General features: G+C 33.9%; 21 protein-coding genes. 2 read left to right on the top strand and 19 right to left on the bottom strand.

The window, feature by feature from the left end:
• Window positions 1-55: 55 nt before the first annotated feature.
• The 15 genes from HNR52_RS10740 to HNR52_RS10670 form a co-directional block, all read right to left on the bottom strand.
• The gene (locus HNR52_RS10740) at window positions 56-268 is read right to left on the bottom strand and encodes a YitT family protein (protein WP_435620574.1); all 213 of its coding nucleotides are present in this window, start codon (window positions 266-268) and stop codon (window positions 56-58) included.
• A complete protein-coding gene (locus HNR52_RS10735; RefSeq protein WP_435620573.1) occupies window positions 268-999 on the bottom strand; it encodes a WecB/TagA/CpsF family glycosyltransferase in 732 nt (243 codons plus the stop codon). Before HNR52_RS10735 ends, HNR52_RS10740 begins: the two co-directional genes overlap by 1 nt.
• 2 nt (window positions 1,000-1,001) lie before the next feature.
• The gene (gene csaB / locus HNR52_RS10730) at window positions 1,002-2,081 is read right to left on the bottom strand and encodes a polysaccharide pyruvyl transferase CsaB (protein WP_435620572.1); all 1,080 of its coding nucleotides are present in this window, start codon (window positions 2,079-2,081) and stop codon (window positions 1,002-1,004) included.
• Window positions 2,082-2,118: 37 nt separating this feature from the next.
• Window positions 2,119-4,140, bottom strand: coding sequence for a DUF5693 family protein (locus HNR52_RS10725; RefSeq protein WP_435620571.1), 2,022 nt, complete (start codon window positions 4,138-4,140; stop codon window positions 2,119-2,121).
• A gap of 112 nt (window positions 4,141-4,252) precedes the next feature.
• The gene (locus HNR52_RS10720; RefSeq protein ID WP_013787227.1) at window positions 4,253-4,699 is read right to left on the bottom strand and encodes a hypothetical protein; all 447 of its coding nucleotides are present in this window, start codon (window positions 4,697-4,699) and stop codon (window positions 4,253-4,255) included.
• 116 nt (window positions 4,700-4,815) lie between these two features.
• A complete protein-coding gene (locus HNR52_RS10715; RefSeq protein WP_014758038.1) occupies window positions 4,816-5,166 on the bottom strand; it encodes a type II toxin-antitoxin system PemK/MazF family toxin in 351 nt (116 codons plus the stop codon).
• Window position 5,167: 1 nt separating this feature from the next.
• Window positions 5,168-5,443 carry a CopG family ribbon-helix-helix protein gene (locus HNR52_RS10710; RefSeq protein ID WP_013297076.1) on the bottom strand — a complete coding sequence of 92 codons (276 nt, stop codon included), beginning with the start codon at window positions 5,441-5,443 and terminating at the stop codon, window positions 5,168-5,170.
• Window positions 5,444-5,530: 87 nt separating this feature from the next.
• Entirely contained in the window at window positions 5,531-6,697 is a 1,167-nt protein-coding gene (alr, locus tag HNR52_RS10705) for an alanine racemase (protein WP_435620570.1), read from the bottom strand.
• A 13-nt stretch (window positions 6,698-6,710) separates the two neighbouring features.
• Complete coding sequence (locus HNR52_RS10700) at window positions 6,711-7,694, bottom strand: LolA family protein (RefSeq protein ID WP_435620569.1); 984 nt, start codon at window positions 7,692-7,694, stop codon at window positions 6,711-6,713.
• 13 nt (window positions 7,695-7,707) lie between these two features.
• The gene (locus HNR52_RS10695) at window positions 7,708-9,234 is read right to left on the bottom strand and encodes an NAD(P)H-hydrate dehydratase (protein ID WP_435620568.1); all 1,527 of its coding nucleotides are present in this window, start codon (window positions 9,232-9,234) and stop codon (window positions 7,708-7,710) included.
• Window positions 9,235-9,311: 77 nt separating this feature from the next.
• Window positions 9,312-9,674 (bottom strand): DUF6514 family protein, encoded by a 363-nt coding sequence (locus HNR52_RS10690; protein WP_085113578.1) that lies wholly within the window; start codon window positions 9,672-9,674, stop codon window positions 9,312-9,314.
• Window positions 9,675-9,965: 291 nt separating this feature from the next.
• Window positions 9,966-11,216, bottom strand: a complete 1,251-nt coding sequence (locus tag HNR52_RS10685; RefSeq protein WP_435620567.1) for an ATP-binding protein — start codon at window positions 11,214-11,216, stop codon at window positions 9,966-9,968.
• A 20-nt stretch (window positions 11,217-11,236) separates the two neighbouring features.
• Window positions 11,237-11,623 carry a secondary thiamine-phosphate synthase enzyme YjbQ gene (locus HNR52_RS10680; RefSeq protein WP_013787220.1) on the bottom strand — a complete coding sequence of 129 codons (387 nt, stop codon included), beginning with the start codon at window positions 11,621-11,623 and terminating at the stop codon, window positions 11,237-11,239.
• A gap of 63 nt (window positions 11,624-11,686) precedes the next feature.
• A complete protein-coding gene (locus tag HNR52_RS10675) occupies window positions 11,687-13,906 on the bottom strand; it encodes a HelD family protein (RefSeq protein ID WP_435620566.1) in 2,220 nt (739 codons plus the stop codon).
• 140 nt (window positions 13,907-14,046) lie between these two features.
• On the bottom strand, window positions 14,047-14,298 hold the full coding sequence (locus HNR52_RS10670; protein WP_274893994.1) for a DUF1294 domain-containing protein: 252 nt from the start codon (window positions 14,296-14,298) through the stop codon (window positions 14,047-14,049).
• Between the two features lie 189 nt (window positions 14,299-14,487).
• On the opposite strand from HNR52_RS10670, the gene HNR52_RS10665 reads away from it, so the two are divergent.
• Window positions 14,488-15,240 carry a DUF438 domain-containing protein gene (locus HNR52_RS10665; RefSeq protein WP_435620565.1) on the top strand — a complete coding sequence of 251 codons (753 nt, stop codon included), beginning with the start codon at window positions 14,488-14,490 and terminating at the stop codon, window positions 15,238-15,240.
• Between the two features lie 36 nt (window positions 15,241-15,276).
• On the opposite strand, the gene HNR52_RS10660 is transcribed toward HNR52_RS10665, so the two are convergent.
• Window positions 15,277-15,672, bottom strand: coding sequence for a bacteriohemerythrin (locus HNR52_RS10660; protein ID WP_013787216.1), 396 nt, complete (start codon window positions 15,670-15,672; stop codon window positions 15,277-15,279).
• A gap of 141 nt (window positions 15,673-15,813) precedes the next feature.
• On the opposite strand from HNR52_RS10660, the gene HNR52_RS10655 reads away from it, so the two are divergent.
• The gene (locus tag HNR52_RS10655; protein ID WP_435620564.1) at window positions 15,814-16,617 is read left to right on the top strand and encodes a Cof-type HAD-IIB family hydrolase; all 804 of its coding nucleotides are present in this window, start codon (window positions 15,814-15,816) and stop codon (window positions 16,615-16,617) included.
• Window positions 16,618-16,640: 23 nt separating this feature from the next.
• On the opposite strand, the gene HNR52_RS10650 is transcribed toward HNR52_RS10655, so the two are convergent.
• The 3 genes from HNR52_RS10650 to HNR52_RS10640 form a co-directional block, all read right to left on the bottom strand.
• Window positions 16,641-17,861: a serine hydrolase gene (locus HNR52_RS10650; protein ID WP_435620563.1), complete on the bottom strand. Its 1,221-nt coding sequence runs from the start codon at window positions 17,859-17,861 to the stop codon at window positions 16,641-16,643.
• Between the two features lie 239 nt (window positions 17,862-18,100).
• Complete coding sequence (locus HNR52_RS10645; RefSeq protein ID WP_013787213.1) at window positions 18,101-18,622, bottom strand: GNAT family N-acetyltransferase; 522 nt, start codon at window positions 18,620-18,622, stop codon at window positions 18,101-18,103.
• Between the two features lie 19 nt (window positions 18,623-18,641).
• The gene (locus HNR52_RS10640; protein ID WP_435620562.1) at window positions 18,642-18,803 is read right to left on the bottom strand and encodes a GNAT family N-acetyltransferase; all 162 of its coding nucleotides are present in this window, start codon (window positions 18,801-18,803) and stop codon (window positions 18,642-18,644) included.
• Between the last annotated feature and the right edge of the window lie 268 nt (window positions 18,804-19,071).

The following is a 19,071-nucleotide window of genomic DNA, read 5'->3' as shown; positions in this document are numbered from 1 at the left end:
ATTATACCAAAAATGGAGGTCTCATGCTATTTTATAGCCAAATAATATTGAATTATCAAGGTACAGAGCTACTTTTATAAGTGCGAAGTTTGAGAATATAATTTAAAACGATGGCAAGACCGCTTACACCACCAGGAGCAATCTGGTTTGGTATCAAAAATAGATCAAGTGATAAAGTAAGCAAAAGTGTTCCTATTGTGATCCAAATAAAATCCATTACGATCTTTTTTACCTTTTCGCTCATAAAAACGAGTCCTTTCTTATGCATTACTTCGGTTTTCTGGAAAGCAACACTTTAACTGCGAATTTAGGCAATGCCATCATTCGCTTATATCTCCATGGCTCTTTCAAAAGGCGATAAAACCACTCTAATCCCAACTTCCTGTATATTTCTGGCGCGCGAGTGACTTTCCCTGCTATTACGTCAAAACTTCCACCAACGCCAATTGCCACTTTTGCTTTTAATTTATTTCTATTCTCATATATCCATTTTTCTTGTTTTGGTGCGCCTAATGCGACAAATAACAAATCTGTATTTTTCTCATTTATATCATATATGATTTCATCTTCATCATCTTTGCTAAAATATCCATCGTGAAATCCAACTATGTCGATTTCACTGTACTGCCTTTTCAAATTAAGATATGCAGCTTTCACCACATCAGATTTAGCACCTAAAAGATATATCTTATACTTTTTTGCAGATGCAACTTTAATAAGTTCCATCATCAAGTCAAATCCCGCTACTCTCTCCGGCAGCTCTTCCTTGTAAATCTTTGATGCAAAAATGACACCACTGCCATCAGGAACATTTAAATCTGTCTTATTTAAAATCTCCTTATACTCAGGGTCTTTCTGTGCCATCATTACAATTTCAGCATTTGGAGTGGCAACCATATGAAGTCTATCTTCAGATAGAAATTTTTCCACAGTATCAACAGCTTGCTTCATATTAACTTTATCAATTGGCACATCGAAAATCACAAACCTTCCAGCCATATTTACACCTCGTCATCATTATTTTCTAAATATAAGAAGTTGTTTTTAGACAATTCTCTTAATGATTTAAGATGAATTTTTAAATTCTCTATAAACTTATCTCTATGGTTTAAGATAGATTCAGCATAGTTGGCTATCTCATCTGAAGAAAACTTGTCTATCTTAAAAATCTTTGAATCGACTGAATTCAAAAACCCATCAATTTTCGGATCGTAAGATATGCCTATAAATGGCACTAATGCCACCAAAGCAAATATCAGTGAATGAAGTCTTACCCCAATAAGTAAACTGCATTTTTTTATTATTCCCAATATCTCATTGGGCTCGTACTTACCTCTTACGATCTTATAAGGAGATTTTAAGTAATTAGCTACTTTCTGACTCTCTAATTCATCTTTTTTATAGTAAAAAGGCAAAAAAACAACTTCTAAGTTATATTTCATAGATATGGCATCAATCGCTTTGGCAAGCTCTACCCGCGATAATTCATTATTTCCCCACTCTCTGGTACATACAACTATGTACCTATTCTTATCGATTCCCTCGTCTTTCAATATTTTCTCTATTCTTTCATCGCTGCAGACATTTAAGTTGACGACGGGATCTGCAGCAAGAATGACATTTTTATCGATATTAAGTTCTTTTAAAACAGACAAAGAATCTTCATCTCTTACTGTAATCATATCTACCCTTTTTAACAAAAAACTAGCAAGAACTTTATTGTATCTTCGGTGTATCGGTCCAATTCCTTGTCCTACAATGTATACTTTTTTTCTCAGTAAAATTCCTAAAAAAATTATAGATAAGTAGTACCATAAACTTTTACTACTTGTTACATCTTGTATTAAACTTCCACCACCGCTTATAATGACATCAGCATTCTTTATTGCATTAAAAATATCTTTAAATGAATTTCGATTTATAGATTTTACACCGTACTTAGATGAAGTAACATAAGGTGCATTTGAAAGCACCGTTACATCATGTATACCTTTTTCTTTAAGTCCAGCGACGATGCATTCTAAAACAGCATCATCGCCAGTGTTTTCAAAGCCATAATACCCCGATATCAAAATTTTCATTATCTTAACCTCCATGGCTTAATAAAAGTAAGTAAAATCAATTGTGAACATTCTTCACCTTTATATATCTCATAAAAATATCAACAACTTTTAATGCAACTAATCCTATTATAAGTCCAAACACCCAGCTTATTACAGTACGTTCTAATGCAATTTTAAGCACACTTTCCACGTGGCTCATGGTATTAGGCATAGATAGTATTCCTATAGATGCCAGTATTCCAAATATAAAATTCATTGATTTTGATTTCTTCTTGGCAGCGTATATGCTTAATATCAAAGCAGGATATCCAACTAAAAATTCTTTTGTCCTTGGCCTTGCCACAAGGTAATGTTCGAGCAAGCTTCTAAACTTAAGCTCTATAGATGTAGGCTTTATGACTGGTGAATTGCCTGTTCGCGAAATATATACAATTCCTACAAAACCAGCTATCAAAACAGCTAATACATGCCATATTTTAATTTCTGTATTTAGTATTTTGATAGAAGCATCGGTAAATTTCTTAAGTGTATTTATACCCCACACTTTATAGCCGTAATACGCTATATACACTACCACCGGTACCGTAAATGATAGTTTTACGCCTCTAAAGTAGTCTAATTTCAACATGTATTTGCTATCTGCCATAATTGCTGCAATTATTAGCCCACCGGCTAAAGATATTAAAACAGTCTTGAAAAAAATGTAAAGCGAATCTCTCACATAATGGCCATCTTCTCCGTTCTCGATAATCTTTTTGCTGCCATCGATAAAATACCCTATAGCCAGCGATGGATATATAATAGATGACAACAAAGCTACTGATTTGACGCCAAGGTCATTGTACTTTGTTAAAATCAAAAGCGACGATATGACGATGCCTAAAATCGTAAGTATTAAAGAGTACCTTTCTCTAAGTCCAAAAAGCATTAAGAGGAGAATTCCACCTGCAACAACACCTAATGCAATCAACAATTCCATTATCTTTGATTGATGAATCGGGCTTAAAGGCCTGACTACGCCTAAATTAAGTCCTGCATAATTCACAAGGTCATTTATCTCTTTTAACATGGATATGTTCTGCTTCAAATTGTAATTTTGAGACTTAGTCGTATCGACTTTTGCCCTGATATATACAATTCGCACATCTCTCTCTATGATAGATCTGTACCATCTGTCAACTATTCCACTTGTATCGTACTTAGCTGTCTCAGCTTCAGAAAGGCCGTAAACTTTAGCTGCATTATAACCATCAAATTTCGTAAACTTTTCTGTTCCAGCTTGTAAGCTTTTCCCCATAGGTGTATCAATAATTCCGATGGCGATTCCGTTCTTTTTAAATAAAGATGCTGCATACGATATTTTATCAGGGTTTCCCAATACATCATTTCCGCCAAACACTACTGTCTTCACGCCGTAATGCTTTAAAAGCTCTACGTAGTTTTGTATGTCTTTGTCTTTTATGCCATTGTAATTTTCAACCCTTGGTATTATATCAAGACCCAATGATTTTACCATGTCTAAATCATTTTTGTCAAAACCTAAGCCCTGGTCAGCAAAAGTATCCATATCTTCGTTTAAAATAAATGCATAGTTATTTCCATTTTTTAAAATAATCAACTTGTCAGACGGTACCCTTTTAGTCAAAGATGACTTCAAGAAATCATAAGTCGAAACATCATCTGTAGTTGCAACGATATAATCTTTCTCGATCCTTTTTTGGCTGTCGCTTAAACTTTTAAGGTATGACGTCAATGCAGAATTGCCAGTAGTATTCTTAAGGTTATAAATATTTTCCACATCCGACATCTTGTAAAGGGATATTTTACCGATTTCTTGAAGCCTGTTTAATGTGACTTCAGGTACTGCCACTCCTTTTAAGCCGTTCTCTTTAAATGTCGTCAAAACGTCCTGTACGCTCATTCCCGTATTCTCAGCCAAATTTTCAAAGTTATAAAGGTCAGCCACGGTTTCCACCGTGTTGTACTTATTTTCAACGCTAATTCTGGATACATCTACAATTGCAGATACTGCTAATGATAGTGCTACGAAAAATACGAGTATTTTCTTTAGACTCAAAGAATATCTCTCCTTCATTATTTTAGTATTGTATCACTTGAATTATATCACTTTAATATAACCTTGAGCAATACCATATTTTAGAAAAAAATAAAGCGCTTTAAAGCGCATTTTAATTTTTTGTGTATTTTCCCATTACCACGATTATAGTATCAGCTTTCGCCTTTATTCCTCTGCCATCTGACCGTGGGAAAAGCAGCAGATGATTTGCTGGTATCAATGCATTGTTTTTTAAATCTTTTCCACCCGTCAAATCCGATACACCATCAGTGCTGGTGACAATCGTTGATGTATTATCTGTTCTGACTATAGCCTCAGATCCTTGATAAAGTGTAATGCTTTCACCAGGTTTTAGCTCAACTATGTCGTAATTGCTGCTTGATGTACCTACTTTGCTATCTATGTAGCTTTTTAAATCATCGTACTTGCTGTCTACATAGCTTTTTGTGACTATCGGATCCTGTTGACTACCGGGATCTTGAGTCGAATCAGCGTACACAATTCCAATTACAGCTAACATCACAACAAATACCAATATCAATCCATAAATCTTCTTCACAAGCTAAGCCCCCTTCTTTAGTTTATTTTATACAAAAAACTCGCCTATTTCAACAAAAATCTCTTTAAATCGCGAAAAATGCCATAAAAATAAAAGGACATTTTTCTAAGCTGTCCTTAAAAATCTATCAATCCAAGGCTTATCTGCAATGCCTCATTTACTTTTTCCATCATCTCTTGGTCAAAATGACCTATCTTTTCCCTTAGCCGCTTTTTGTCTATAGTCCTTATTTGTTCTAATAGAATAACTGAATCCTTATTAAGACCGTATTCCGTTCCATTTATCTCAACATGTGTCGGCAATTTAGCTTTGTTTATCTGAGATGTTATTGCTGACACGATAACTGTAGGGCTGTACTTATTGCCGATATCGTTCTGTATTACAAGTACGGGCCTAACACCACCCTGTTCTGAGCCTATGACAGGGCTTAAATCAGCATATAAAATATCTCCACGCTTTACAATCATATCAATCACACTTTTTCAATTTCTTTTCGTATCCGTTAAAGCATTCGTTGTCAGCGGTTAGGCCCAATTCCGCAAGTTCTGCATTTATAGCCGCCATCTCAAGGTACCCTTTCTTCATGCTCTCCCTTATCTTCATCTTCTTTCTCTCTTTAATGTACAATTTCATGGCTTCTCTTATAAATTCACTGCGGTTTCTATTTTCCATAGCTGCAAGTACATCAACTTCTTCCAGTAAGCTTTCCGGCAAACTGACGAGTATTCTTTTTGTCTCGCCCACAATTATGACCTCCTAACACACTTATATAATTTATTATATACTGCTATATATATTAATGTCAATCTTTATTATTTTTATACATAATATTTAACATTTTAAATAATTTTCTACTTTTGTTATCTCTCCATTAAATATATATATTCTTGGTACCCGTCTGGATATTCCACAATATACTTCATAAGAGATAGTTTTTAATTTATTTGCAATTTCATCAGCGCTTATGAATTTGCCATCTGCTTCTCCCATAATAGTAGCAACATCTCCTTCCTTAACATCTTCAATCTCTGTCACATCAACCATACATTGATCCATGCATATTTTACCAACTATAGGAGCGTATTTGCCATTTATTATGACATTGTGATTATTTGATAAAAGCCTATTTAAGCCATCCGCATATCCTATAGGCAAAGTTGCTATGCGGCTTTTTCTGTTTGTCCTATACGTCCTGTTGTAGCTTATATATTCTCCTTCACCCACATCTTTAACATAGACGACTTTAGATCTTAATGATATAGTTGGAAGTAAATCGATTTTTTTATTAACTTCACTTGAAGGGAAACTGCCGTAAAGTATAATCCCCGGTCTTACCATGTCAAGGTGTGTTTCCGGCATGTCTAATATTGCAGCACTGTTTGCTATGTGCCTAATAGGAATGTATAAGCCCGACTTTTTAAGCCTTTCTATAAGATTTAAAAAGATCTCAAGCTGTCTTAACGTATATTCCTTGTCTTTTTCGTCTGATGACGAAAAATGGCTAAATATGCCTTCAATGTTGATTCCAACAAGATTTGACATGGATAAAATCTCCTCATAAGCTTTATTCATGTCATTGTAGCCGATGCGACCCATCCCTGTATCTATCTTAACATGAATCTTAGCATCTTTGCCAAGCTTTTGAGCTACCTTTGCTACCTCTTTTACGTAACTTAGCTCAAATGCTGTCTGAGTAATATCGTACTTTACAATCACATCAGCAAACTTTGCTGGAGTATATCCTAAAATGAGTATTGGCTTTGATATACCCTGCTCTCTTAGTTCCAAAGCCTCGTCTATTGTTGCAACAGCCAGATAATCTACACCACAATTTATCAATTCCTTCGACACTTCATACGAACCATGCCCATAGGCATTCGCCTTGACTACTGCCATTATGCCAGCATTTTTATCAGTGATTTTTCTTATCTCTTTGTAGTTGTGAATTATATTATCCAAATTAACTTCTGCCCATGTTGGTCTATACAAATTAAGCATAATTACCTCCAAATCACATTAAAGAATTTAAAATCATCAGTGCTTCGTCAGAACTGACTTTTTCATTAATCATCAAATCAACAATGAGACCATTTCTATCTAAAATATATCTATTCCCTTTTTTATAATAAATAGTATTTCCAATGCGCTCTTTATCAAAGACTTTCCCATCAAAAGCGCTAACACTTTCAACAATTTTTATTATATCATTACCGTTTAAATATGTTAAATTAATTGAATTATTATTTGACATATCTATGCTTATATTTTCAAGAGCATAACCTTTAGGCATGTATTCAGGAAATACTGGATTTATACCTGAGTATTTATATACATCTTTTATATCTACAGACATATTAATATCAGTACGGAAGTATCTGCTGAATGTAGAAATATCTTTTTGAGTAAAAAGACCATCATCTAACTCTGGATTATACACGAAATTTGCGTATTTCATCTCAGCAAAAACCTTCCCATTTATGTCGAAAATCTTCATAGATACCGGTTTATAATCCTTTTTTGAAAATTCAGCCGATTCATTGTACATAAAAGTGTTTCCGTTTAAAATCGGAACATCAATTTGATAAAATTCACCGTCTTCGCTTTCTTTTATCTCTCCGGCTTTTTTAAAATTGTCTATAAATGATGAAAAAAGGGAATATGCAGGTATATTTTGGCTATCATCCTCTATAAATGTCTGATTTATTTTCGAAAAATACATGTAACTTCTATTACCGTCGTACACGATAACTTTATCAGGTTTATTGGACTCATCGTATATCTCCATGCGGTACTTTCCATCCTTATAAAACTGTTTCATAGTGTATCTCTTGACATTTTTATTATTATTAAGCTGAACCTCAACATCTGAAGTATAGCCTTTTAAACTTTGAATTGCTTTTTTTACATTTGAAGGCACATCTAAGTGAGACTTCTTTATGCATCCTGACAAAAAAATAGTCAATATAAGCAATAGCACAAACAAAAGTCTCCTCAATCACATCACCTCTTTACATTTTCATTGCATATGGAATATATTCGAGTATGTTTGTCGCAGTAAGTCCGTATTCTCCATACTTTTCTGAAGCCATATCACCTGCTTTTCCATGGTAGTAAACTCCGTAAATGGCCGCTTTTACTCCTTTTAATCTCTGAACCAAAAATGACGATATCATGCCTGTCAAGACATCTCCAGAGCCTGCCGTAGCCATACCCGGATTCCCTGTACAATTAATATATATGCCTTCAGTATCGTTTCCTATTACTGTTCTTGAACCTTTAAGCACAAGTGTCACTTTATACTTTGAAATGAACTTTTCAACAGTTTCGTATATATTATTATTTATATCATCAACAGAAACACCTGATAATCTCGACATCTCACCCATATGTGGTGTCAAAATGACATCTTTGCCGATTATCATATCCACTGAATCAGATATTGCATTCAACGCATCCGCATCAAGAACTAATGGTTTTTCAAGCCTTAATATGACTTCCTTGACAAACTCTTTTACATCGCCGCTACATGTAAGCCCAGGTCCTATTGCCACAGCATCTACAGTATTCGCCAATTCTAATATTTCACCAACTGAGCCTAAATAAAATGCCCCATCTTTGTCATTCAATCCATACGTTATGATTTCCTTCAAACTGCTTTGCATAATTCCCTGTATAGCCTTTGGCACAGCTAATTTAACTATGCCACATCCTGTCTTTATTGCACTCATAGCGCACAAAGCTGCTGCACCAGTCATGTCTTTTGAACCAGCCACAATCAAAAGCTTGCCATAATCTCCTTTATGGGTATTCCTCGTCCTTTTCGGCAATGCAACATCGTCCTGCGAAATCATATTGTATCTGCACTTAATATTGTCCACTAAATTATTCGGTATGCCTATGTCTGCCACAACCACTTTCCCAGCGTAGTCTACACCCGGATATACAGCAATCCCCTTTTTCAGAAATTGCATCGTTATCGTGGCATTTGCTTTTATAGCACAACCCTCTACATGCCCATTGTCACCATTTATTCCTGATGGTATATCGACAGATATGACGTATTTGCCAGATCCATTCACAATATCTATGATGTCTCTACTTATACCAGACACTTCTCTATCGAGACCTGTTCCATGTAGCGCATCTATGACTAAATCAGATTCTTTGATGCTCTTTTCAAGAAATTTTAGTTGCTCTTTTTGAAGAATTTCCGCTACGTAAATCCCCATATTGATTATTATGTCGAGGTTTTTCTTTGCATCACCAGAAATCAATCCTATACTTGATACTACAAAGACCTTCACATCAAAACCTCTGTTGAAAAGGTATCTTGCAGCAACAAAACCATCTCCGCCATTATTTCCTTTACCGCACAAAATCACCACATTATTTCTCTTACAACTAAACAGGTATTCTGAAGCATGTTCTGCCACAACGCGGCCGGCATTTTCCATAAGGCACACAGATGGTATCCCAAGAGAATTTATGGCTATAGATTCTATTTCTCTCATTTCTCCATTTGATACGATCTTCATAAACATCATCTCCATTATCGTTCTATTAATGTTATTATAAACTTAAAACTGCAATAAAAAAAGAAGGCTTTAAGCCCTCATATTGCAATTTTGCATTCCTTTGCATATTCATCGTAATCATCTATGTATTGATAATATAAATCATCCATTATGTCTGACAAATGCAGCGGTGACAAGTCATCGATGCAAAATCTCTTTGCCATATCTTCCACTTTGTCTTTGTATGGACTTACATGAACTACTACATCACCAAGCTCTTCCTTTACTATACCCTTCTCGGTTATTTGCTCCGCAATTTCGATTCCGTACGACGGCACATCAACATTTTCGCCGCCATTAAATACTTTTACTTCTGATTTTACTACAGCGTATTTCCTCACTATCGTCTTGTCACCATAGTTTATTGTCGATACGTACTCGCTTACTCTTTTGTAATACATAATTTTACCTCCTTAATTCGTTCTAAGCTTTGTATTTTTATCAAAAATTTACTATTAAAGTAAAAATTCTATTATAATATTCTATTTATCCCTCAAAAATCCTTCTTTTTTTAGAATATTTTTTATCGACAGAAAATGATATAATATTCCATCCGTAAACATTTAACACCTCATAAATAGCCAATTATACGCCTTTAAAGTTATAAAACCAAGCATTTTATACTGAATAAAGGCAAATTATGTCGAAAATTTTTTCCAAAAATAAAAAAATAAAGGGATTTTGAAATCCCATCACCAAGTTCTTAAATGATCGATAAATTGTCTGGCAGTCCTTGGTGACATGCCATTATGCCAAGAGCTCCATCTCATCGATTCTCTTATCAATGTATCTCTGTCTAAATCAATATGGTACTTTTGAGCTAAAGATTCAACTATCTTTAAATATTCTTCTTTGCCAGGCGATTGGAAAGTAACAGTTATTCCGAACCTATCTGCCAATGAAAGTTTTTCTTGCTTTGTATCTAATGAATGAATTTCACTTTGTACGTTATCAGTTAAATACTCTTTTATCATGTGCCTTCTATTTGAAGTAGCATATATTAAAACATTGGTAGGAAGCTTCTCTATACCGCCTTCAAGTGTCGATTTTAGAATTTTATATTCAGTCTCATTTTCTTCAAACGATAAATCATCCAAAAACAGAATAAACCTAAGTCCTCTTTTGCTTATGACACTTATAATTTTGTTTAAATCCAAAAGATCTTGGCGATTTACCTCAATAAGCCTAAGACCTCTTTTATAGTACATATTCAATACAGCCTTTACAGTTGAGGATTTGCCAGTTCCTCTATCTCCATAAAGCAAAATGTTTGAGGCTGGCAAACCCCTCAAAAACCTATCTGTGTTATCTATGACAATTCTGTGCTCATCTTCATATCCTACAAGATCTTCAAATTCAACAGGATCGGGATTTTCTACACCAACAATTTTTCCATCAAGCCATCTAAAGGCTCTATACACTCCATATATGCCACAACCATTTTCCCCATAGTATTTTACTATATCATCAGCATTATCACAGTCTAACAAATATTGTTTATCACCTTCAGATAATGTGATAAGATGTTCCCACGAAATTGCATTAAATTTCAAACACTCTCTAAGACAATCCGCAAAATCCACTTCCGAAAGTTTTTTTAAGTATTCAAGCTCTCTTTTTGTAGCCATCTTCAATGTTTCATCAATCAAACCTTGTCCAAATTTCTCAGCTAACATGCTAAATATATTTTCATCGACTCTCGCTAATTCATCTATTTTCGATTTCCAAATCCCAGAATACACATTATTTTCCACAGCATAATTCGATAAATCCGAAAATAAGTCGCTGTACAGCTCATAGACTTTGCCTTCATCTATTTTTTCACTGACGAGTAAATTTAAAATTTTTATAGCTTTGTCTACTGTAGCATCTTTCATTACATTTTTGTATATAATGATATTTTTTAAACCATCTACCAATTCAGCTAAATGCTCTTTGGTCACAACAATTATCCCCCTTATCCTTACACTATTTTAACGTACACCTTTCTATGCCTTGGACCATCAAATTCACAGAAGTATAAACCTTGCCATGTGCCTAACTGTATATCCCCATTTTCTATCATCAAATTAATGCTTGTCCCTACCAAGACAGATTTTATGTGGGCATCTGAATTTCCTTCTATGTGCTTGAATCTTATTTGAGGAATGATTTCATTAAGACCTCTCAATATATCCTCTTTTACATCGGGATCAGCGTTTTCGTTTATCGTCACACCTGCCGTAGTGTGTGGCACATGGATGAAACAAATGCCATCTTTTATGCCACTTACTTTTACAATTTTTCTCACTTCATCAGTTATATCAATAATAGCCTCTCTTGAGGGCGTATCGATTTTAATAGCTTCCATAGAACCACCTACTTTCTTCATTATTTTATAAAATTATAGCAAATTTACTTGTGAAAATAAAATTTATCCTATAAACTTACAAAAATCACCTAAAGAATATAATATGAGTCTATGCAGCGCTCGCGTACATGCAATGTATAAAAGATTTCTATCGTATTCGGTTTTGTAATTTTCATTCGATGCATTAAAGACAAACGCAACGTCAAATTCTAAACCTTTAGCCTCATAAGGCGTAAGTATGTTTATGCCTTCTATCACTTCGTCGTCTTTTGAGTTTAAAAGTTTCACATTGATAAAATTCTTCATTGTGCCGTAGACTTTATTCGCTTCATCTTTTGTCTTTGCAATGACGCCAATCGTCTTATATCCATCTGCAAAAAGTTCCGAAGCGTTATTTGCTATATTTTTGCATATTTCTTCAAAACTGCCTCTACTCACTAATTGCGGTTTGTCACCATGCCTTTCAAACGGCATTATCTTTGGAGGATGTTTAAGCAATCCAATAGAAAATTCATTTATCTCATAAGTAGATCTGTAACTATTTTCTACGAAAAACTTCTTTATTTTCCTTCCGGCAAAAACTTCATCAATAAGATCGTAAAAAGCCTCATTTATTCCTCTGTCAAGTGTTTGGTTCACATCTCCCAATACAGTGAATTTAGCATCATAAAACATCAATTTAAATATCTCATAAAAAATCTGTGAATAGTCTTGTGCTTCATCTATCACAACGTGTTTTATTTTTTTGTAAGCCGTAAATCCCTCCACTTTGTACTTCAAATATAATAACGGCCCGATATCTTCGTAATATACTTTTCCATCATCTATGTTTTTACAAGTCAATTCAGCTATCTTAAAAAAATTTTCAGATAAATCTATGTTTAGTCCGTATGAAAGCCTTTTAAACAAATCTTTATCAGAAAACAGCAATCTATAAATATATAAGAAATTTACATCTGTAAAACTATTTAATTGATTTTTAATCCTCCTCATTTCTTTTATGGACAAAAGGCGGCTGTATGCCTTTATTTCAAATTCATGTCCTTTGCGATCTTCAACAAACCTTTCAATTTTAGAAAGCCTTCCTTTTCTAAGATAATGGATCTTATCAAATATCTTCATCTCTAATCTTTCAAGTCTTTTTTTCATTGGTCTGTTCATCTTGTCATTTAAAAATTCATTCTTTAAATCATACCTGCTGTACACTACTTTGCCATCGTAATACACATCTTTAAACTCTATCACATTCCTCTCATAATATGATAAAAGTCTGTCTAAAACCACAATAAATTCCGAAGAATTTTTAAGCCTTGCAGAATCCAACATGACTTTGTCTTCACACGACGAAAGCCTTTCTACATAATCGGACCTTTCCTCAACATGTACTACATCTCCTATGGCATTTTTTACAAAGTCCTCAAAGATAATTTCATTTACATTTTCTTCACCTAACTCTGGCAGCACATTTTTTATGTACTGACTAAAAATTTTATTAGGAGAAATTATGAGTATATCATCCTTCTTTAAATTTTTATCTCTTTCAAAATAAAGCAAATACGCTATCCTGTGCAGTGCTATGGACGTTTTCCCGCTTCCTGCAACACCTTGAACTACTAAAACATCGCCATCTACATCCCTTATTATCTTGTCTTGCTCTTTTTGAATAGTCTCAACAATTGTCCTCATCTTTGCCGTAGAATTACGTCCTAAGGCTTCTTTTAAAATCTCATCGTCTATTACTACATTGCAGTCAAAGTAATATTTTAGCTTTTGATTCTCAATCTTGTACTGCCTCTTTAGCACTAAGTTTCCTTCTATAATTCCGTCAGGAGCTTTATAAAAAGCTCTGCCTTTTTCAAACCTGTAAAACACACTTGATATGGGCGCTCTCCAATCGTATACGATAATATCGAATGTATTCGGATCTCTTAAAGTCCTAAGCCCTATATATATTTTTTCTAATAAATCTGAACCACTTTCTACAAAATCAAATCTGCCGAAGTAAGGAGAACTAATCATTTTATTCAATGATTTAAGGTTTTTCAAAATCTCATTATAGTACACAATATGGTTTTTAAGCTCATTGATATATGGATTCACCTCTACTAATCTATAAAAATTGTCAGGTATACTCGGTGCATATTGTAAAACATCTTCCCTCAACTGCTTTATATTTGTGCCCTCTATCATGAGCATTTGTTTTAATCTGTATATTTCATTCTCGATAAAACCGATAGTCCTATTAAGGTACATCAACTCTAATTGATAATCATTGGTTCGCATTTTACCACTCCCTTTTAAGACTTCGATTATTAATGTTAATGTTGATATATTTTCTGTGGATATTGTGGATAAGTTTGTTAATAACTGAAATTCAATTGTTGTCAATGTGAATTACATGTTAGCATATAAAATATCTTTCCTTAATGATTGATATTTAAAATCTTGTACAAAAAGTATATAGACATTGCATTTGTAAATACCGCCAAAGGTACTAAAACCTTGAAGCTTATGTGCTTTGTCTTATGGTGGAATATATACATACCACAAAAAACGCCAATACCTCCCAACAAAAATGACAAAAGAAAAAGAGTTCTTTCTTTAATCCTCCACTTTCCATGAGTGGCTTTGTACTTGTCTACACCCATAGTGGCAAACGTAATGATATTCCACACAAAGATAATTAACCAAAATACCTTCACAATATTCATCCGCCTTTTCTAAGTTTAATTTTATTTTAAAACAAAACTACAAAAAAATAAAATGAATAAAAATTTTATTCCAATCAAAATACTGTGATTTAAATCACAGTATTTTGATGTAGTTTCTTGTATACTGGAAATAGAAAAAGGAGGATGTATATCATGGAAAATAGAGTTGATAAACTAGCTGACGTACTTAGAAGGCTTAATAATAGCGAAGATCCTGAGACGGTAAAAGGCGAAGCAAAGGAATTGATAGAAGACCTTACTGCCGAAGAATTATCTTTAGCAGAACAAAAATTAGTTGATGAAGGAATGAAAGCAGAGGAACTAAGAGGGCTTTGTTCGGTCCACATGGAGATGCTGGAAGGACAGTTAAACGGCTTGAAAGAATCATTATCCGACGATCACGTACTGCAAACACTTATATTGGAACACGATGAAATACTAAAGCTACTTGACAAATTAGAGCTTTTAAACATAAAGATACAGAAAATGTCGTCACCACAGGAAGACAAAGCCTTGTTATCAGATTTAAAAGAAACTGCAGAAGGCATTTTAAGCGCTGAAAAGCACCACAAAAGAGAAGAAGACGTATTGTTCCCTGAACTGGAAAAACTGGGTATAACAGGTCCAACAAGGATAATGCGTCTTGAGCATGACGAGATACGATTGAGAAAAAGAAGTTTGGTAGAGCTTGCAAGCAACATCGACTACATCGATTTTGCAGATTTTAAAGACAGAGCGAAAGAACTATCAAGCTACATCGTATTCAACATGAGAGATCATATCTTTAAAGAAAATTACATCCTATATCCCACGGCCTATGAGGCAATTGAAGATGATAAACTATGGGCTGACATGAAAAATAGATGCGATGAAATAGGATACTGCCCATTTACACCATTAAAGTAATTTACAAGGTGGCACCACACAGTGCCACCTTGTTTTTTATTGCTTTTCTGCATATAACCTATCGTCTTTCAATATGTGCTTCTCAATCCAATCCACCAAAAAGTTTAAAATGTCTTTTATGTATTCATCTTGATTTTGATCTATCTTATCTAAATCTATGTTGTTAATCTTCTCTTTAAAGTCATCGTGCAGCACTTTATGTGAAAGCAACTTTTTAAAGCCTATGCTTTTCATGTAGTCTTCTTCATAGTCAAAATGGTAAATCGTATAGTCCTTCAACTCTTTTATTATTTCTACGATATGATCGTATTTATCAATGGCAAATTCATTCTTCAATAAATCGTACGCTTCGTTTGCAATATCAAAAAGTCTCTTATGCTGCTTGTCTATCTCGTCAATGCCAAGCCTAAAATCTTCTTTCCAAGTTATCATTATATCTCCTCCCCATAATTTTTTTATAATTTTAACATATATACGATTTGCGAACAATATCTCATAAAAAATTTTTCACTGGTCTTAAAATCGAAAAAATTGTATAATAGATACGGTGTAAATATTATTTGGGGTGATCATATGAAATACAAAATGGTTGTAGCAGACGCAGATGGGACTTTATTAGACGATAAAAAAAAGATCTCTGAAGCCACGAAAAATAGTGTAAAAAAGTTTCGCAATATGGGAGGCATTTTCACATTAGCAACAGGTAGAGGCATCATATCAGCAACACCATACATAAAAGAACTTGATATTGATGTGCCTGTCATACTTTTTAACGGATGTGTAATATACGATCATATAAATAAAAAAATACTGCATGAAAATTATCTCTCTGATGATTTGTATAAGCTTATCGCGAAAAAATGGCAAGAAGGAAAATACGATGTAGACATTCTTGTATACAGTATAGACGGCATATACATAAATAAAATATCTGATTTCATCAAATCATACATGGAAACAGAACACGTAAAATGTGATTTAATCGAAGATCTCAGCAAACTTGATAAAATTATAAAGGTACTTTTCAGAGGAAATAGGGACACATCTTTAGAGCTTGTAGACGAAATAAGGCAATCATCAAACGAGCCTTTTACGTGCGTACAGTCAGACGAATATTTTATAGAAATTCTCCCTTATGGCATTACAAAAGGATCCGCACTCATAAAATTATGTGATATTCTCAACGTAGACATTAATCAGGTTGTAGCAATAGGCGATCAAGACAATGACAAAGAAATGATAATCAAAGCAGGATTTGGCGTCGCCATGGGAAACGCTGATGACGCCATAAAAAGAAACGCCAACTATGTAGCAAAATCCAATTTAGAAGATGGTGTCAGCGATGTAATAGAAAAAATCATACGCGATGAGTTTTAAAAAAGCCGGTAATCCCGGCTTTTTTAATGACTGACCTGGAAGTCGTATACCATCTTTGATATTTCCCTTATTACAGTATACGCATCCGAATTATCAGATCCATCTACATTGTTGCCCATAATGGTCAAAATATACGGTTTTTGCGTATAAAAAACAATAGCTGTATCATTTACTACATTTGATAGATTTCCAATTTTATGAGCAACGGTTATATTGCTTGGCAAAGGATATGAAATCCTATCGTTATAAATAGTATTTTCAAGATAACTTAGAAGCTCTCCTGCCGTACTGCTGTGCGCATTTGCATAATTTAATATATCCTCCATGTAGATGCTTAAATCCCTTGGGGATGTGACATTATCTGAATATGGTATGACATAAGCACCTAAACTTTCTATAAAATTCAAATAATTGTCATATCCTACGACTCTCATCAACATATTTGATGCTATATTGTCGCTTTCTTCTATAGATTTTTTTGAAAGCTCCCTAATTGTATAATAAGTTCCAACAGGATCGTATTGTATAGAGCCAGAGCCGCCTTCATAATCCTGCGACGTATACTGGATTTCCATATTTGGATCTAATTTCCCTTCAGTTATAAGTGTATACACATAAAAATTTAGAGGAACTTTATAGGTACTGGCAGCAATAAAAGAATCATAACCATTTATATCAAATGTCTCGCCAGAGTTTAAGTCTATGAAGTATACTCCGTAATTTCCTGTATGCTGGCTAAGCAGTGTCTCAATATTGTCTTTAAGTTCCTGATAATTAGAAGCATTGTCAAGCTGTTGCGGTACTGTCACTGGCGGATGTGGTATAAGTAGCTTTTCGCCAACATATAAAAATGCGTTGTCACTCAATCCGTTTTCATCCAGAATATCTTGAATGGATGTTCCATATTTCTTCGCTATAAAATAGATATTGTCATTTGGTTGTACATAATAGACGACTGGATTTTCCCACGAAGCATTTTGAATAGCATTGTAAGTATTAGGTCCTACAATCCCGTCTGCAACCAAGTTTTCTGCTTTTTGAAAAGCCAACACTCCATTTAATGTGTTGTTGCCAAAAACACCATCAATAGCACCCGTGCTAAATCCAATGCTATTTAATATGCTTTGTAGCTCCGATACATCAGTACCGTAAGTCCCTGTGTATAAAAGCCTTGAACCAAACTGAAATTGTGGAAGTCCGCTATCACCGTATGATATGACAGGCACGAAAACTACAGCTAACATTAATAGATATAAAAATAACATTTTAATCTTGCGCAAACCGCATTCCCCCTTTCCGGTATATTATATAATATATATTTTTATATGTCATTAGTATATACAAACCGCGATTTCCATAATATATCACACAATTCCAAAACGGAAAGCTTTATAGCTTGAAAATCAAAAAACCTCAGAAGTATATTTCAAATACTCATCTGAGGCCTCTTTTAATTTATCTATACAATTTAAAAACTAAAAACTTACGTAAAGAAGTCATAAAATCTTTTTGCAAGATCTACCAATGCTTTATCATGTACTCTGTATACAGTCCACTCGTCCATAGGCACAGCACCTATTTGCCTATAAAATTTAATAGACGGCTCATTCCAGTCAAGACAGCTCCATTCAAGCCTGCCACAGTTTCTTTCCAAGGCTAATTTAGCCAAAAACGCCAACATTATTTTTCCAAATCCTTTGCCTCTCATCTCAGGCTTTATATACAAGTCCTCAAGATAAATACCAGGTCGCCCTAAAAATGTAGAAAAATTGTGAAAAAACAATGCAAATCCTACAGGTTCTCCATCGTATTCCCCTATGATAACTTCTGCCACTTTACGTTCAAATAGAGATTCTCTTAATAATTCCTCTGTCGCCACAACTTCTGACAAAAGTTTTTCATATTCCGCCAGCTCCCTTATAAAGTTTAATATAAGTGTCACATCATTTTCTACTGCAAATCTTATTTTGAATCTATCACCTTTTCTGTCTGCCAAATCTTTCATTATTTTGTGCACCTCCTAATCATACTTTGTCGTTTAATAAAACCATGTGTATATGGTCTTCCCATTTACCATTAATTTTCAGATACTTATATGCTATTCCTTCATCGTAAAATCCCAATTTTTCAACTACTTTTAATGATGGTTTATTCTTTGGCATGATATTCGCTTCAATTCTGTGCAACTTAAAATCATTAACTATAGATGAGAAAATTCACTAACATAAATTACCATAATAAACTTACATGAAAAAATTTAATAAAAAATAGAGACAAATGCTCGCTTTTATGGTATTTAATATGTTGTTACACTATAACAATATTAACCATAGGAGTGGAGCAAATGTCTCATAATAAAAGAATAACAGAAAATTCATCAATAATCCAGTACTTAATGAAATTAAATTTTGCATTATATTTTACTAAACCTGTTATTCGTCATATTGTAGAATT

Origin of the sequence: Thermoanaerobacterium thermosulfurigenes, assembly GCF_051201035.1 — a bacterium.
GTDB classification, from domain to species: Bacteria; Bacillota; Thermoanaerobacteria; order Thermoanaerobacterales; family Thermoanaerobacteraceae; genus Thermoanaerobacterium; species Thermoanaerobacterium thermosulfurigenes.
Note: the sequence above shows the minus strand (reverse complement) of the source record. Positions and strands in the feature narration are given on the sequence as shown.

What these genes read in the sequence shown, in the direction of transcription:
- HNR52_RS10740 (WP_435620574.1), bottom strand. Translation starts at nt 268, where the DNA reads ATGCATAAGAAAGGACTCGTTTTTATGAGCGAAAAGGTAAAAAAGATC.
- HNR52_RS10715 (WP_014758038.1), bottom strand. Translation starts at nt 5,166, where the DNA reads ATGATTGTAAAGCGTGGAGATATTTTATATGCTGATTTAAGCCCTGTC.
- HNR52_RS10665 (WP_435620565.1), top strand. Translation starts at nt 14,488, where the DNA reads ATGGAAAATAGAGTTGATAAACTAGCTGACGTACTTAGAAGGCTTAAT.
- HNR52_RS10660 (WP_013787216.1), bottom strand. Translation starts at nt 15,672, where the DNA reads ATGATAACTTGGAAAGAAGATTTTAGGCTTGGCATTGACGAGATAGAC.
- HNR52_RS10650 (WP_435620563.1), bottom strand. Translation starts at nt 17,861, where the DNA reads ATGTTAGCTGTAGTTTTCGTGCCTGTCATATCATACGGTGATAGCGGA.
- HNR52_RS10690 (WP_085113578.1), bottom strand. Translation starts at nt 9,674, where the DNA reads ATGTATTACAAAAGAGTAAGCGAGTACGTATCGACAATAAACTATGGT.
- csaB (WP_435620572.1), bottom strand. Translation starts at nt 2,081, where the DNA reads ATGAAAATTTTGATATCGGGGTATTATGGCTTTGAAAACACTGGCGAT.
- alr (WP_435620570.1), bottom strand. Translation starts at nt 6,697, where the DNA reads ATGCTTAATTTGTATAGACCAACATGGGCAGAAGTTAATTTGGATAAT.
- HNR52_RS10675 (WP_435620566.1), bottom strand. Translation starts at nt 13,906, where the DNA reads ATGCGAACCAATGATTATCAATTAGAGTTGATGTACCTTAATAGGACT.
- HNR52_RS10735 (WP_435620573.1), bottom strand. Translation starts at nt 999, where the DNA reads ATGGCTGGAAGGTTTGTGATTTTCGATGTGCCAATTGATAAAGTTAAT.
- HNR52_RS10645 (WP_013787213.1), bottom strand. Translation starts at nt 18,622, where the DNA reads ATGAAAGATTTGGCAGACAGAAAAGGTGATAGATTCAAAATAAGATTT.
- HNR52_RS10695 (WP_435620568.1), bottom strand. Translation starts at nt 9,234, where the DNA reads ATGAAGATCGTATCAAATGGAGAAATGAGAGAAATAGAATCTATAGCC.
- HNR52_RS10655 (WP_435620564.1), top strand. Translation starts at nt 15,814, where the DNA reads ATGAAATACAAAATGGTTGTAGCAGACGCAGATGGGACTTTATTAGAC.
- HNR52_RS10680 (WP_013787220.1), bottom strand. Translation starts at nt 11,623, where the DNA reads ATGGAAGCTATTAAAATCGATACGCCCTCAAGAGAGGCTATTATTGAT.